The 15,731-nt window shown below is 45.5% G+C and carries 16 protein-coding genes; 6 read left to right on the top strand and 10 right to left on the bottom strand.

Going from position 1 to position 15,731, the window contains the following annotated elements; genetic code table 11:
* Positions 1-5: 5 nt before the first annotated feature.
* Positions 6-785 (bottom strand): substrate-binding domain-containing protein, encoded by a 780-nt coding sequence (locus tag Q7P67_RS08135; protein ID WP_303851467.1) that lies wholly within the window; start codon positions 783-785, stop codon positions 6-8.
* 154 nt (positions 786-939) lie between these two features.
* Here Q7P67_RS08135 and Q7P67_RS08130 point away from each other — a divergent pair, with 154 nt between their 5' ends.
* The 5 genes from Q7P67_RS08130 to Q7P67_RS08110 are packed head-to-tail and all read left to right on the top strand — an operon-like array spanning position 940 to position 5,051.
* Positions 940-2,052 (top strand): nitrous oxide reductase accessory protein NosL, encoded by a 1,113-nt coding sequence (locus Q7P67_RS08130; RefSeq protein WP_303851466.1) that lies wholly within the window; start codon positions 940-942, stop codon positions 2,050-2,052.
* On the top strand, positions 2,049-2,294 hold the full coding sequence (locus tag Q7P67_RS08125; protein WP_303851465.1) for a hypothetical protein: 246 nt from the start codon (positions 2,049-2,051) through the stop codon (positions 2,292-2,294). Before Q7P67_RS08130 ends, Q7P67_RS08125 begins: the two co-directional genes overlap by 4 nt.
* On the top strand, positions 2,291-3,463 hold the full coding sequence (locus Q7P67_RS08120) for an ABC transporter permease (protein WP_303851464.1): 1,173 nt from the start codon (positions 2,291-2,293) through the stop codon (positions 3,461-3,463). The genes Q7P67_RS08125 and Q7P67_RS08120 overlap by 4 nt, the downstream gene beginning before the upstream one ends.
* Entirely contained in the window at positions 3,460-4,101 is a 642-nt protein-coding gene (locus Q7P67_RS08115) for an ABC transporter ATP-binding protein (RefSeq protein ID WP_303851463.1), read from the top strand. The genes Q7P67_RS08120 and Q7P67_RS08115 overlap by 4 nt, the downstream gene beginning before the upstream one ends.
* Positions 4,098-5,051 carry a hypothetical protein gene (locus Q7P67_RS08110; protein WP_303851462.1) on the top strand — a complete coding sequence of 318 codons (954 nt, stop codon included), beginning with the start codon at positions 4,098-4,100 and terminating at the stop codon, positions 5,049-5,051. Before Q7P67_RS08115 ends, Q7P67_RS08110 begins: the two co-directional genes overlap by 4 nt.
* A 9-nt stretch (positions 5,052-5,060) precedes the next feature.
* Here the strand turns inward: Q7P67_RS08110 and Q7P67_RS08105 are convergent, their stop codons facing one another.
* Together Q7P67_RS08105 and Q7P67_RS08100 are read right to left on the bottom strand one after the other, a co-directional pair.
* Positions 5,061-5,642, bottom strand: a complete 582-nt coding sequence (locus Q7P67_RS08105) for a response regulator transcription factor (RefSeq protein WP_303851461.1) — start codon at positions 5,640-5,642, stop codon at positions 5,061-5,063.
* 369 nt (positions 5,643-6,011) lie between these two features.
* Positions 6,012-6,779: an inositol monophosphatase family protein gene (locus Q7P67_RS08100; RefSeq protein WP_303851460.1), complete on the bottom strand. Its 768-nt coding sequence runs from the start codon at positions 6,777-6,779 to the stop codon at positions 6,012-6,014.
* Positions 6,780-6,843: 64 nt separating this feature from the next.
* Here Q7P67_RS08100 and zapE point away from each other — a divergent pair, with 64 nt between their 5' ends.
* Positions 6,844-7,911 carry a cell division protein ZapE gene (gene zapE, locus Q7P67_RS08095; protein ID WP_303851459.1) on the top strand — a complete coding sequence of 356 codons (1,068 nt, stop codon included), beginning with the start codon at positions 6,844-6,846 and terminating at the stop codon, positions 7,909-7,911.
* A gap of 101 nt (positions 7,912-8,012) precedes the next feature.
* Here zapE and Q7P67_RS08090 read toward each other — a convergent pair whose 3' ends face one another.
* The 7 genes from Q7P67_RS08090 to Q7P67_RS08060 all read right to left on the bottom strand — a co-directional run bounded on the left by Q7P67_RS08090 (position 8,013) and on the right by Q7P67_RS08060 (position 15,634).
* Entirely contained in the window at positions 8,013-8,603 is a 591-nt protein-coding gene (locus Q7P67_RS08090) for a helix-turn-helix domain-containing protein (RefSeq protein WP_303851458.1), read from the bottom strand.
* 62 nt (positions 8,604-8,665) lie between these two features.
* Entirely contained in the window at positions 8,666-10,942 is a 2,277-nt protein-coding gene (locus tag Q7P67_RS08085; RefSeq protein WP_303851457.1) for an endonuclease MutS2, read from the bottom strand.
* Positions 10,942-11,643 (bottom strand): CvpA family protein, encoded by a 702-nt coding sequence (locus Q7P67_RS08080; RefSeq protein WP_303851456.1) that lies wholly within the window; start codon positions 11,641-11,643, stop codon positions 10,942-10,944. The genes Q7P67_RS08085 and Q7P67_RS08080 overlap by 1 nt, the downstream gene beginning before the upstream one ends.
* Positions 11,630-12,082: a GatB/YqeY domain-containing protein gene (locus tag Q7P67_RS08075; protein ID WP_303851455.1), complete on the bottom strand. Its 453-nt coding sequence runs from the start codon at positions 12,080-12,082 to the stop codon at positions 11,630-11,632. Before Q7P67_RS08075 ends, Q7P67_RS08080 begins: the two co-directional genes overlap by 14 nt.
* Positions 12,082-12,579 (bottom strand): cob(I)yrinic acid a,c-diamide adenosyltransferase, encoded by a 498-nt coding sequence (locus tag Q7P67_RS08070; protein ID WP_303851454.1) that lies wholly within the window; start codon positions 12,577-12,579, stop codon positions 12,082-12,084. Before Q7P67_RS08070 ends, Q7P67_RS08075 begins: the two co-directional genes overlap by 1 nt.
* Entirely contained in the window at positions 12,579-13,541 is a 963-nt protein-coding gene (gene pfkA, locus Q7P67_RS08065; RefSeq protein ID WP_303851453.1) for a 6-phosphofructokinase, read from the bottom strand. The genes Q7P67_RS08070 and pfkA overlap by 1 nt, the downstream gene beginning before the upstream one ends.
* A gap of 8 nt (positions 13,542-13,549) precedes the next feature.
* A complete protein-coding gene (locus Q7P67_RS08060) occupies positions 13,550-15,634 on the bottom strand; it encodes a CHASE2 domain-containing protein (RefSeq protein WP_303851452.1) in 2,085 nt (694 codons plus the stop codon).
* Positions 15,635-15,731: the final 97 nt, after the last annotated feature.

Raw genomic sequence — 15,731 nt, 5'->3', positions numbered from 1 at the left:
AAACTCTATTTCTCAATCCCGTATTTATAAAATACCTGTCTCCCAACTTCAGAGGCTGCAAACCGGAGAAAACCTGCCGCACACTCTTTCTCGTGTGAATACCTGAGCAATCCGGCTTTAACCGTAACCCTTCTGAAAAATGGAGAATCAATAGGAATTGTCTGAGTTCCCTTGGAATCGGGGCTGTATTTAAGCGACATCCAATCCACTGCTATATCCGCGTTATTGTCTGCAACCGCCTTCAAAAGCTGCTTTGAATCAGAAGCCAACCCTGTGGCGTTTTCAAAAACGTCTTTCAGCACACCGGCTTTTTCCAGTGCGATGTGGGTTTCTTCTCCCGCGCCGCTTGTGAGAGCGGAACCTATGATACTCCTTATTCCAGGATCAGTAAGCCATTGAAGATTTCCGTCTATTTTAAGAGGATTGCCGTATCCTACGAAATATGCAAGCCTGTCCCATCCGAGAGAATATTCTTCACTAACTACGCCCTGCTCTTTAAGTATGTCCACGACATCGCCGACAGAGGCAAAGATAACATCCCCCTTTTTATTAACCTGCACGGCACGAACCTGATGCGCACTTCCTCCGGTCAGGATATCTATTCCGCACCCGCTATTGTTCTCATATGAAGCTGCAAGCTCTCCGACAGCGCTTGCAAGCGCGGCAGATGAATACACCAGAATATATTTTTTTTCGTTCTTTTGTGTAAAAGGCGGTGTTTCAGGGCTGCACCCGAAGAAAAATGAACAGAAAGCAGCGAGAAAAATAAAAAAAATAAATCTCATCCTATCCCCGAAAAGTATGATTTTTTAAGTTTACACTAAAAACCAACCCTGCGAAAGTTTATTTGACCGAACTGCTGAACATTAATCTGATATTTGCCTTGCACATATTATTAAACAGAGGTAACCTCATAAAAATACCTTTTCAGGGTGATTTATGAGAAAAATTATTATCTTTTTCGCACTTATGTTCAGTTTTTTTGCATTCGCAGGAGACATGCCTGACGAATTTGAGCGCAACGCCACAGGCACACCGGAACTTCTCCAAAAAGGCGAACAAAAACACTGGTGCCCCATCTGCGGCATGAATCTGCCAATGTATTACAAAACGAACTTCGCCGTTAAGCTCAAAAACGGTGAGGCTAAACAATACTGCTCAATCCGCTGCTTCGCGGAAGATTACGCAAACATATCAGAGAATGTTAAAGAAATTCTTGTGATGGATGCCGCAAAAGAAAAGTTTACCAATGCTAAAAAAGCGCAATATGTAATGGGCAGCTCAGCCCCCGGAACAATGACAACAGTCAGCAAATACGGTTTCGCTGCACTTGCCGATGCACAAGCGTTCCGGAAAAAATACGGCGGGGAAATCGTAAACTATGATGCAGCTCTTAAAGCGACGCTGGACTCCATGCAGGCGGATAAAAACGCATCAGCGGAAAAGAAACAGAAGATGGTATACCCTATGGGGGAAAAGATTTACAAAAGCGTCTGCAAACCCGTCGATCCCTCCTCTTTCGAGCAGATAAACAGCATGAAAGCGTATATAAAAAACAATACTGTCTGCGGAGATCTTAAAGAGGGTCAGCTTCAGGCTGTTTCACTGTATCTCTGGGAGGTTCTCAGGAAAACCGCCGCCGGATATTCAACCATCTCTGTTCCCGAAGGAACAAAATGTCCTGTATGCGGGATGTTTGTTGCTAAATATCCGAAATGGGCAGCCCAGATAACTTATAAAGACGTTAAAGGTGCAGAAAAATCAGTCTATTTCGATGGTGTGAAAGACCTTGTCAAATTCTGGCAGAAACCTGCAAAATGGGGCAAATATAATAAAATAACCATCACAAAGATACTTGTGAGCGATTATTACACATCAAAGGCTATAGACGGCAATACTGCCTTCTATGTTATAGGTTCCGATATGTACGGCCCTATGGGCAGCGAACTTATTCCGTTCGAATCCGAACAGAACGCAAAAACCTTTATGACCGACCACAACGGAAAATCAATCGTGAAGTTTTCCGAAATCACCACGGCAATGCTTAAATGACGTTAAGAAGCGTTAAGTTTCTGATATTCATATTTATATTAACAGCGGTAACGGCGGCGCAGGTGATTTTCCTCGCCGCTTTCCGCTCACCTTCTGCAGGGGACACAGCAGTCCGCTCGGCTTTCGTCCGGCTTGCGGGTGTTTCTGAACCTGTACTCTTCTGCGAATATAAACGAAGCTCCGCACCTTATGCTCCGGCTGCTTTTAACGCTGATATCAGAACCGCGGTGTACGGAAGATGAAAGCAGGACTTTTTGAATTCGCACTCTGCTCAATGTCGGGCAGACGCTCAAAATTCATTTTCGTATACATAATCCTCACCTTGCTTATGCTGCTGTGTTTTTCAGTTTTTTTCATAACAGCCTCTCTGCGCGCGGAAAGCTCATACGGAAGCGAAGCCGTGCCGGACATCTCAGTAACAATGAACAGAGGCGGACGGAATGAACTGATCAGCACATCAAGGGTGGATGACATTATCCTCATCCCAGGCGTTCAGTACGCCGAACCCGCATATTTCGGGCTTTACAGGTTCGACTACCTTAAAGCCAACCTGACAGTAGTCGGTATAGACCCGTTTGCACAGCAGTATGCTCAGTCATTTGAAAAAGCAGTGAAACGGCACAAGAACATACTCACTCAGGAACGCTGGATGATAACCGGAAATAAACTCGCGGATACTCTTAAAGCTATCTATAACAGGGATGCGTTCAGTTTCGCAAAACCGGACGGCACCTATCTGGAACTGCCGGTTGCAGGAACCTTCTCTCCCCAGTCGCAGCTTATGTCCGCATCCACAGTGCTGACAGACGTTGAATCCGCAAAGGAGATACTCGGAATACCCGACGGAAAAGCTGTACAGATATCCGTTTACGTCGGCAATCCGGAAGAGACGGACACAATTGCGCAAAAGCTCTCTGTGATGTTCCCCGACACGGAGGTCACTACCAAAGCGGTTAAACAGGCATCCGTTTCAAACCTGTTCGATTTCAGTTCCGGTATTTTCATGCTCGTATTTTCCGTTAGTCTTTTTACGTTCTTTATCATAGTGTTCGACAGAGCTGCCGGACTGAACATGGAGGAGCGAAGGGAAATCGCCGTTCTGAAAGCTGTCGGTTATACACCTTCCGATATAATCAAAGTCAGGTTCTATGAAACCCTGATAACAGCAATATCATCATTCATAACGGCATTGCCTCTGGCTCTGTTTTATGTTTACTGTGTGCAGGCTCCACTGCTGAAATCAATATTCATAGGTTATTCATACATGCGCCCTGATTTCGTGCTGCCATTCGTCTTTCCCGCAAAGGAGATTGCCCTCACTTTCATGGCAACGGTTCCAGTTTATGCCGCAGCGGTGATAATACCTGCATGGAGGGCTTCAGTAACCGACGCGCAGGAGAGCCTGAGATGATAAAATTCACTTCCGTCACAAAAAAATATAAAGATGTGACGCCTCTGGAGAACTTCAGCATGGATATTGCCGCCGGAGAGACCGCCATACTCAGCGGACGAAGCGGAAGCGGCAAAACCACAATTCTCGCTCTTGCGGCGGCACTGACACGCCCTACGTCCGGCAATATAGAGGTAAACAGTAAACAGACTGCCAAACTGCCTGAGGAGTTTGCATCACTCTTCCGCAGAGAATCTGTGGGCATCATCTTTCAGAATTATAACCTTATGCCGAACCTGACCACACTGGATAACGTAACCCTACCCCTTCTGCCGACAAAAATACCTTTCAGACAGCAGCGGGAAAGGGCTTTTGCACTAATGGAAAAACTGGGAATAGCAGACAAAGCAAAAACCATCGCAGGAAGACTGTCCGGCGGAGAACAGCAGCGTATAGCAATTGCAAGAGCGCTGATAAACAATCCTCCCGTTGTGCTGGCTGACGAGCCGACTTCAAACCTTGACGCAAAACTGACGGAAAACCTGCTTGAAATTTTCGCAGGGATAAAAGCGGAAGGCAGAACACTGCTCATCGCAACCCACGACAAAGTTGTTACAGAAAGCGGCATTGCCGATAAGATAATACGGACTGAGCTATGAGTTTCCTGATTCCCGATATTTTCGTCCAGATGATCCTTTATGCCGTACTGACCTTTTTTCTCTGCATAAGTCTTTTTGTGAGTTCGAGGGTCATTTTTCACTGGGATTTTTCAAATACTTCAGAAAAACAGTACCTGCTTGAAAAGCAGACCTATCTTGTTTCGGTTCTTATGAAATATGCTTTCGCGATTAACATACCTGCGTTCCTCATTTTTATATATTCAAACGACAAGCTGTCGGCTTATCTGACAGGCGCCATGTGTGCCGCTGGCGTACTGAACGCGACCGTATACGGCAAATACCTGATTATATTCAAAATAATCAACCTCTACCTTTCAGCGGTATGGCTTACGGTGAACCATTTCGACACCCGCCTCGAAACAATGCCCTACACAACTGTGAAATTCAGAATGATACCGATGTTGTTTGCGACTTTCTGCATGGAAGGCACGCTTTTTATTATGCACTTTGCCTCCATAGACCCCGCTGTCCCTGTAAGCTGCTGCAACGTTATCTTTGCAGAAGACACTTCCGTTCTCAGAATGTTCTTTTCAGAGCACGCTGTAAGTCTCTTCGCGGCAGCCTTCATTCTGACATCAGCAGCCTTTCTGCTGAAACGTCCGGTGCTTTATGGCGCAGCAAACATACTTTATGCCGCTGCCGGGATTGCAGTGCTGATATACGGTGTTTCGCCGTATATATATGAGCTGCCTACACACAAATGCCCCTTCTGCATATTGCAGAGCGGATACGGGTATGCGGGCTACTGGTTTTATATTGCTTTGTTCGGCGGTACGGCTTCTGGGATATCGGCAGGAGTACAAACCTGTATAAGCGGAAAAGCACCAAAAAGGATGATAACTGTAAGCATGGTCTGCAACTGCGCGTATCTTCTGCTTTGCGCATGGTATCCGGCAAGCTACTATCTTACGAACGGAACGTGGCTTTGAGAGGAATGATTATATCAGTCCGGTGTTGTATGCAAACTGTACAAGTGATGCTGAATTAGCGATGTTCAGCTTCTGGAGCATCTTGTTGCGGTGAGTATCCACCGTGTTTTTGCTGATGCAAAGCTGCTCTGCTATCTCTTTGCTGGTTTTTCCCAGAGCTATAAGCCGCAGAACCTCACACTCTCTGTTTGTAAGTATGCCTGAGTAGTTATCAGGTATAAGTCCGTTGACACCTGCAAGTATTTTTTCAACACCACGTTTGATGACATCAACAGAGTCTTCAGCATAAACAAAATGGCATATTCCCAGAACGGAGTTGTAATAATTAATGTGTCTGTTTTCTTTGGTAGTGTGCAGAATGATTCTTTCGGGAGAATAGCTTGCTACAAGAGAATCAAGCAGATCCGTCCCGTAATTGCGAGAATATATATCGGCGATCACAAAATCAGGATCATTCTCTTTTATTATATCAGACAGTTCCGCCTGATTGGCAACAGAACATATCTCTTTGACAGACCTTAATTCCTGAAGCATCTTAGCCATTGATTCACGAACCAAGGTTCCTCGACTGTATATGAGAACACAAGCCATTATTACTGCACCTTATAATTAAACACAGCGAAACTTTACTTCTATTAAACATAATTGTAAATACTGTGATTTATGTATTTTACTGATTCCACTAGCCTTTCAAGAACGCTCGCATAAAATCAGAAATATCGAAAATATCCACAATGCAAACAATTAGATATTTCATAAAAGTTAATACGCAAAATTATCAATGTTAAAGACATTGTAATACAGAGTATTCACCTTACGGTTTTTTCTCACTCACAATTCACCAATATCTTATACACGCCTTGCAACATCCAGATAAAATATTAATCAAGAAATATTATCATCCTAACACAAAATTCACACATTAGCGAAAAGAATTAACTTCACAAATATTAAAAACCGTTATTTTTTTATTAACCCAAGCAATTCAGCGTGTACCCCCGGAGAGGAGGCGAGAATAAATTTTTCATAAAGATCAGGCGATTCAGTACCGTCCATTCCGGTTACAAGACACCCGGCTTCTGATGCTATAACAGCTCCGCCGGCTATGTCCCAAGGACTCAGGTTAAATTCGTAATATCCGTCGAAAACACCCCTAGCGGCATAACAAAGGTCAAGAGCCGCAGAACCAGCTCTGCGTATGCCCCTGGTGTTTTTCAGTACGCGTGCTAATATATCTAATATATTATTCCCCTGACCTTCCGCAATACCATATGGGAATCCGGTGGCAATAAGACAGTCTATACTTTTGTGCTTGTCGGAGGCACGTAACCTTTCACCGTTCATAAAAGCGCCTTGTCCCTTCTCGGCAATAAACATCTCGTTCATAACGGGATTATACACAACACCCGCCAGCCCTTCATTCCCGTTGTACACACCGACAGAGATGCAGCAGAAAGGAAAGCCGTGGACAAAATTTGTTGTCCCGTCTATAGGGTCAATATAAACAGCCTTATTCTTTCCGGCTCTCTCTTTATGTGTCTCCTCAGCGACAAAATCATATTCGCAGGACATGAACGACAGTTCATTCAGAAGTATCTTCTCAACCTCCACATCATACTGCGTTACAAGGTCAATTTTTCCTTTAAGCGAAACCTGTTTTCTGCTGTTGAAACCTTCCAGCAGGTGCTTGCCCGCTTTTAAAACAGCTTTTTCAATCTTTGAAAGCATTTGATTTTCTCTCAATTATTTTATATATTCATTTTGCTTGTCGCGCCATCGGGAGAAATTATACATGACCAATACTGAAAAGTACATAGACTTAAACTCCATCAGCTTTGACATATCTGTGGAACAGTGTTTTGAAAATCTCAGACCACATCCGAAATTCTCCCGCTGCACCTTCGAAAATTACATTCCGGATGAAAATTACCCTACACAGGAACAGATAAAAGCGCTGCTTCAGAATACGCTTGAGCAAATGAAACATTACGCCCCGACAAAACAGGCACAGGGTAAATCCCTTTTCGGATTTCTGAAAGGCAAAAAAATATCCAACGGTTCACAAAAGCCGAACAATATCTATATTGACGGCAGCTACGGCATAGGCAAAACCCATCTTTTAAGCTCCTGCTACAATATATGCGAGCGCGGCACAAAAGCGTTTATGAGTTTCGGCGAGATGAACTATTATTTCCACTATCTAGGCGTTGAAAAGTGCATAGAACATTTCTCAGGTCTCAGCCTGCTGCTTATAGACGAATTTGAACTGGACGACCCCGCAATGACCCATATAATGGCTAAATTTTTCCGTGAGATAAACGAAAACACATTGATAATCACCACGTCCAACACTCTGCCAAACGAGCTTGGCAAGCTGCGTTTTCAGACGGATAATTTCACAAAACAGCTCGGAGAGATAGCGGGAAGTTTCGAAACCATCATAGTTGAAGGAGAAGACTACAGAAAGAGAAACAAAATATGGATGAAAAACGTATCCGAAGACAGTTTTCTGGACGCTTTTGCAATGTATACGCCTGAAACCAAGGCAAAATCAAAAATATCATTCGACAATCTGATAAAGCTGCTGGAATCCGTGCACCCGTTCCGCTATTTCGTCATTCCAGAAGCGGTGGAGGCTATATTTATAGACGGACTTACACCGTTTCCCAACCTTAATAATGCGCTCAGGTTCAACCAGTTGATAGACAACTGTTATTACTATAACACGAAACTGTTCGTAAGAAGTCAGCATCAGCTTTCCGATATTTTCCCGCCTGAGCTTATTGAATCCAGCTTCCAGAAAAAACTGCTCAGATGCCTCTCAAGACTTGATGAACTCGCGGTATTTTTCAAACTCTAAAGAATAGAAGTCTTTGCGTGCAGAGCGATAACAAAAAGAAATAGCCGTCTCTGCAAACCCCTATAGTGGTGAAGCAGTCTCACATTATTTATGTGATTGCTCTAACCGTTCTTGATGGCTTCCGTCAGCTTTTCGATTTTCAGATGAGCGTTAAGGATAAGAGCCGTTCTGCTGTCAAGCGTAACGGCGGCGTGGGGTATCTTTGAATTAAAGGCGATGGAATCACCCTCTTGCAGATCGATATCCTCGTTGCCCAGCTTCATTTTGATTCCGCCCTGAACAACGTACATGTATTCGTAACCTTCGTGACTGAAAAGTTTTTCGTCCATTTTTTCAGGCTTAACCGTAACAAGCAGCCAGTCCATGTAGTCGAACGACTTCATTTTCGCCAGTTCCTCATACATATAGCCGTGCTTAACACCTTCTCTGTAAATGAATTTCTTTTCGTCGTTGCGCACTATGAAAAAATCGTTCTGGTTGACCTCTTCCTCAAAGAAATAGGTCATTTTAACATTAAGGACTTTCGCTATTTTTCCGAGAGTGCTGATCGGAGGCATAACAATATTGTTTTCTATCTGAGAGATAAGAGCTTTAGAAAATCCTGTGAAATTAGCAACATCCTGTAGGGTTAACCCTCTTTCATTACGGATCTTTCTGACTCTTTCGCCTATTTTGATATCGATATCTTCCATATTGCCCCCAAGCCAACGCTTGAGTTAAGTATTACTGAATAATGTTTGATTGTCAACGGGAATTAAAAATCAATGACGGTGACAGCCTGTCCGCCCTCTTCGTTTGAAGCGGTCTTATATGCACGCACGCGCGGATCGCTGCGCAGAAACTCCTGTATGCCGCTGCGAAGCTGCCCTGTGCCTCTGCCGTGGACAACATACAGTCTGTTCAGTCCAGCAAGAACGGACTCGTCAAGCGTTTTATCCAGAATATCAAGCGCTTCCTCGACACGTTTCCCCACAAGCAGAAGTTCGTGTTTCGCCGACGGAGCAACGTTTTTAGACACTAGAACGTCTTTAACCCTGTCCTTCTGCTCCATTTTTTTACCAACCAGCTCTTTCAGTTTGATTGAAATTTTCAGCCCGCCGATATCCATCTTCGCCGAATCACCGTCAACGGAGAGAACTTTGCCGGACTTGTCGTATTTTTCCAGCCAGATAACGTCTCCAGTCTTTACGCCTTCAACAGGTTTTATCTCTTTTTTGACCTTGCCCAGCTTGGTTTCAGCCTTTTTGATGTCCTCTTCGACAGACTCTTTTATCTTATGAGGTTTTTCAGCGTATTTTTTTGCTCTGTGATAGAGTCTGAGAGCTTCTTCCAGCAGTTCCGATTCCTTTTTCGCGAGTTTTTCACTGAGTTCCTGCTCACGCAGTTCGATGAACTCCTCTTTTTCCTTCAAATATGCCTGCAAAAGTTCAAGATCCTTCGTTTTTCCAGCTATCTCAGCCTGCATACGGCTTATCTCTTCAACGGAAACCTCCGCATCACTTTTGTGCTGTTCTATAATATCGGTGGCTGTCTCGATTACATCCGCTGGAAATCTGAGCCTTTTCGCTATTACAAGTGGGTCGGATTTCCCTGAAACACCCTTTAAGAGTCTGTATCTGGGAGAAAAGTCAGTATAATCGAAATCAACCGCATAGATAACGGAGGTATCTTCTGTCAGAGCGTAGGTTTTAAGCTCTGTAAAGTGTGTTGTAACAACGGCTTTTGCCTTTTTTGCAGCCAGCTTCCGGCATACGGCAACAGCCAGCGCTGCGCCCTCTCTGGGTTCCGTGCCTGTTCCAGCCTCATCCAGCAGAACAAGGCTCTGGCTGTCGGCAGTTTTAAGAATATCCCTTATGTTGACCATATGGGCGGAGAAAGTCGATAAATCCATCACAAGTGACTGGTTGTCGCCGATATCTGCGAGAATATGGTTAAAATTGACTATTTCAGCGTATTTACCGAACAGCGGCAGTCCGCATTTGCCGAGAATATGGTTGAGACCTATGGATTTCAGTGCAGCCGTCTTTCCTCCTGTGTTTGGTCCCGTGATAACGGCGGTGAACTCACCGCTCATCATCTGAAAATCAAGCGGAACCGATTCTTTCCCTTTTTCCAGAAAGATGATTGGATGATGTACGTCCCGGAACATTACTGAACCTGAAAACTCAGGAAATACAAAATCCTTTCCCTTATAGAACTTCGCAGTCTCAAGGTGGAAAACGACCTCCGTATAGGCGGCTACAGTTGCCTGAATACGGGTGAAAGCGCCGAATATGCTGTCGGCAATCTCTTTAAGTATCCTGACAGTCTCCTCACGTTCCTGCGCAAGGCACTCCTGTATGGCGTTGTTAAGTCCCACAGTTGAGGACGGCTCAACAAAGAAGGTCTGACCGCTTGCGGAGCGGTCGTGCACGATACCCTGCATATATTGTTTGAAATTGGTCTTACATGGGATGGTGAAACGTCCGCTGCGCTCGGTTATCACCTGTTCCTGAACGAATTTTGATGCGGAACCCATGGCAAAAACGCCAGCCAGCTCCCTCTGCACCTGTTTCCGCAGTGATTTCAGCTCGCCGCGAACCTCTGAAAGTCTGTATGACGCGCTGTCTTTGACCTCGCCCATATCGTTCACGGTTTCATCGATGCGGTCGGTTATCTCCGAAAGGGTAGATATCTCGCCCAGATAGAGTTTCATATGCTCCGCGCCGTGCTCGATGAGTCCTTTTTTGATATCCCGCACGCCATGGAAGAACTCAGCGAATATCAGCAGTTCATCCGGTTCAAGAAAAAGGAGCGGGTCATTCAGTTTGGGCAGAACAGACAGAAACTCATCGTCTTTTGGGATATATATGTCCGACGCTTTAACGGCATAGTCCAGCGCTTCGTTAAGCTCCGCCTTATACCGTTCTATCTTGTCCAGAGCATAATAGGGCTTGAGGGCGTTCAGCCTGCCCTTTGCCAGAGCAGAACTGAACCCCTTTTCCATATATTGTTTGAAAAGTCCGAATTCTAAGGTGTCTAAATGAATCATCAGTTTTTCTGGAAATCTTCCTCAAGAACACTCGGTTCTTTCTTAGGCGCAGGTATTGTATTTTCGCCTTTTTTGCCTGCGTCGTCAGTTTTCTTAGCGGTTTCCTTAACCTTTGAAGCAGCCTGGGAAGCGGCTTCGTCAACCGCCTGCATCTTCGCATCTTCAATAGCCTGCTGAACCGCCTCCGCCGAAGGGATATCGAACGGACTGTGTTTCTTCGCTTCGGGTATTCTGTTCATAAAATTATAAACGTTTGGTGCGAAATCCGCCAGCTTTCGGGATACGGAACCCTCTTTCATGCTGGCAAGCACACTGCTGTCCTGCGAAAGAGTAGTCAGCAGAAAACTCAGGAAAACACTGAGTATCGCCGCCGCTTTAAGCCCGCCGAAAAGGGCTCCCACGCCCTGATTCACCCAGCCCAGCTTAACCTCTTTGAACATTTTTGACAATATGGTGCCGATGAATATCATGATAAGATAAGCCGTGAAAAACGCAGTAATATATCCCAGTGCCTGAGTGGTTCTTTCCGACATTGCGAAAACTTCAAGCTGCTGCGCAAACACAGGTGAATAGAGATACGATATCATGAAGCCCGAAAACAGGGCTATCATACCGAATATCTCCATTACGATACCCTTCATATATCCTTTGAAAGCAACAATACCTATAATTACGAGAACGATTACGTCAATTATTCCCATCAAATGCATCCTTAACAAGCTGGTTGACGATTTTCCCGTCAGCCTTGCCCGCGGTTTTCGCCATAACAGCCTGCATAACCTTACCGAAATTCTTTTTATCGGATGTATCAACACCCTCACAAGCCGCCTTAACAACAGCTTTGACTTCATCTTCGCTCATCTGTTCGGGCATGTAGCCTGCCAGAAATTTTGCTTCTGCAAGTTCTTTATCGGCAAGGTCATCCCTGCCCGCAGCCTTATACTGGTCTGCCGCATCCCTGCGTTTTTTCATGGCGGAAGCGATCACCTTCTGAATGCCGGCATCGTCCAGTTCCGCTTTAGCATCTATCTCAGCGTTCTTTATCTCCGCACGGAGCATACGCACGGTATCCAGAGCAAGCTGATTTTTCTCCTTCATAAACGTTTTCATATCATCCGTGATTCTAGCTTTAAGTGACATCAGTGATTCTCCTTACCAACCAGCCTTGCCAGAATATAGAGCCAGTCCGACAGTCTGTTGATATATTTTATAACAGCGGCATCCACATTAGCACATGCACCGAGACTTATCAATCGTCTTTCAAAACGGCGGCATACGGTGCGGCAGATATCCGCCTTAGCCGCTCTTATATTTTCGGACGGAATGATAAAACCTTTAAGATCAAGCTGTTTTTCGCCATCTGCTATAAACTTTTCCAGAAATTCCAGTTCGCCTTCGGCTATTTTGAATTTTTCGCCGGAAGTATCAGCACAGTGGGAATTTACTGTGAATATGTTCTTCTGTATCCTCTCAATAGCCTGCGCATAGTGCGGCAGAACAAATTTCAGCTCGCCGAGATTGCTTACAAGCTCGTCCCCTGTACCCAGCGTCTCAATACGAATGTCGTCCTTGCCCACCCGCTCGCCGCTGAAAAGAGATGTCTTCCCTTTGTCTCCGCCTTTGGTTGTAACGCTCATTAAAGACTCAGTTCCTCGGCTATCTTTATCATGGTTGCATCAAGTTCACGTTTTTTAGTGAGCACTTCCTCAAGTGGAGTGAAAACTATCTCACGACCTCCAAGTCCTGCCATGACACCGCTTCTGCCCTCTATAAGCCCTTTAACGGCAGCGGAACCGAGACGAGTTGCCAGCGTTCTGTCGAAAACGGAAGGTGCGCCGCCCCTTTGGAGGTGTCCCAGAACCGTAATTCTGGTATCGAACCCACCGATAAGCTGGAAAGCCTTTCCGATGTCATAAGCACTTCCGGCGCCTTCGGCAACAATGACTATACTTCTGGATTTTCCTTCAATGTATCTTACTTTTATCTTGTTTATTATGTTTTCTATATTATACGGAACTTCGGGAATTACAACCGCCTCCGCACCTGTTGCGATTGCGGACATAAGGGCGAGATAACCGCAGTTTCTGCCCATGACCTCAATAAGAAACGTTCTGTCATGTGAACTTGCTGTCTCGTTTATCATATCCACCGCACGGCAGATGGTGTTCAGCGCGGTGTCAACGCCAATGGAGATGCTTGTTCCGTATATATCGTTGTCTATGGAGCCTGGGAGTCCTATTACCTTTATCCCGTATTTTTCATGGAGAACCCTTGCACCTGTGAGCGAACCGTCGCCGCCTATGACAACAAGCCCCTCTATGCCGTGCATCTGAAGCTGCTGAACTGCCGCCTGCTGACCTTCCGGAGTTTTAAACTCCATACATCTGGCACTTTTAAGGAACGTGCCGCCGCGGGAAATCATATTTGCAACATCTTTGCTTTCAAGCAGTTTAATTTTGCCGTCAATCAGACCCTTGTATCCCTGTTCGATACCGAACACCTCTATACCGTTTGCGATACCGGTTCTGACAACGCTTCTGATTGCGGCATTCATGCCGGGGCAGTCCCCGCCGCTGGTCATAACTCCTATTCTGTTCATATATTCTCCTATTTTGTTTTCATCGTATAGGTTCCGTCCCAATCCGCAGACGGCGCATCCTCAATACATTCCCTGCACCTTTCCGTAAACACGGATGAGGTGGGATCACCTGCAGTTTCAAGCTCTGTAAAGACAGCCAGAGCGCCTTCAAAGTTCCTTGCGAAATACATATCAAGTCCTGTGTGAAATTTCTCTGCAAGCTCCCTGTTTTCAGCCGTGTTCTCCATCACCTCATAAATCTCCACTGGTTCCTTTTTACCTTTAACGCGCACCTTGTCCAGCTTGCGCGCAAGATACTGCTGTTTGCAGTGGGCAAGGGTATACTCGCTCACAACTATCCGCGTTTTATAAGCCTTGCAGAGTCCTTCCAGACGGGAGGCAAGGTTAACGCTGTCCCCTATCGCCGTATATTCAAAACGTACTGTTGAACCCATGTTCCCGCATACGGCAGGACCGGAGTTCACACCGACGCCGACATCGATATTAGGCAGTCCAGCCTCCGTGAACCTCCCGTTTATCTCATGGAGAGTACGGATTAGTTCCAGAGCAGTCTTGACAGCCATATCCGCATGGTCGGGAAGGTCAAGAGGTGTGTTAAACAGTGCCATCATTGCGTCGCCTATGTATTTATCAAGCATCCCCTTGTTGTGCAGAACAACTTTTGTCATAGGGTCGTGTATCTTGTTCAGCATGGAGGTCAGCTCTGTTGCCGAAAGTTTCTCTGAAAGTGTCGTAAAACCTCTGATATCAGAGAACATAATTGTGATGAAGCGTTCCTCTCCTCCGAGCTTCAGTTTGTCGGGATCTTTCTGTATCTCCTCGACAAGCTCAGGAGAAACGTAGGATGCGAAAGCCTTTTTAACCTCTTTCGCCTTGCGTTCCACAGTGAAAAAAGCAAAGGATTCCAGCGTCATCATCATAAGCACCGAAGGCGCCATGGTATAAAATTCGTGCTGCCACTGGTTTCCGTAAATGAACATTGCATAGGATGCCGCCGTGGTAAGCAGAAGCGAGCCGAAATACAGCATCAGTCTGTAATGCTGTTTGCGCAGATAGCTTATGGAGAATATCACCAGCATCAGGATAACCACGGACGCGTAGTCATACTGCGCGGAAGTGGTAAGAAACTCGTTTTTGAGAAGGTTGCTCAGAGCAACGTAATGCAGAGACACTCCAGGAGTTACAGGATCTATAGGAGTAGGTCGCATATCGTATATGCCAACCTCGGTAACGCCTACGATAACCATCTTATCTTTAAAGAACGAGGCGGGGACTTCTCCGTTTATCACTTTGTAAGCGGAGACGTATTCCACGTCGTCATAGAAATTAAGCCTGAAATACGAGTCGTTTCTGATATTAATATCATTTATCTTAAAGCTCTTTACACCCTGTTCGTTCAAAACAAGGTCAACGTCTTTGTCCAGCCCGTAGCGCATCATCTGAACAGCCAGAGGCGGGAAAATATATCCTTTGTGTATGTATGCCAGCGGATAGTTGCGGTAAAGACCGTCAACGTCCGGCTCCGTGCTGAAAGAGGCGCATGTCAGCCCCGATTCGGCAACTATCGGGATATTCACTTCCGCATACGGGAACTCTTTGATGCCAACAGATTTTCCCTGAATGTCATAGTTCAGATAGGCGCAGTTTTCAAGATAGTCAACCGCCTGCTCCGTGGTTTCCTCAGTTGCTTCCCCTCTGAAAAAGAAACCGAGGATGATATTGCCGCTGTTGGCTATGGAATCAGCCAGCACTTCATCACTCCTGCCATCGGAATGCTCCGAAAAAACGATATCGAGTCCCACGATGGAAGCCTGACTCAGGTTCCCGAACATTTTTGCTATCACGTCCCTAGGCCATACCCAGCGGCCGAGTATATTAACGCTGGGTTCGTCCACTGTGACGATGACCAGACGTTTATCGGGTTTCGGCGACATACCGAGTCCGCTTCTGACGGCGAATTTCAGGTCTTCTATACCAAGTGAAAATTTTTCTATGAAAACGGGTTTGCGGTAAACCCCTGCACAGCCGAGAATGATGAAAAGAATCAATACGATGAATCTGTAATTTTTAAGAAGACGCTTGAGAAAAGGCATAAGATTTTCCTGTCCAATTAGTTAAATCAATCTTTACACAGAAACGGTCAGGCTTCAATGAAATTTGCGTAAAAAAAAGAGCGGCTTTTAACCGCTC

The sequence above is a fragment of the Seleniivibrio woodruffii genome (assembly GCF_029267515.1).
GTDB lineage: Bacteria > Chrysiogenota > Deferribacteres > Deferribacterales > Geovibrionaceae > Seleniivibrio > Seleniivibrio woodruffii_A.
Note: the sequence above shows the minus strand (reverse complement) of the source record. Positions and strands in the feature narration are given on the sequence as shown.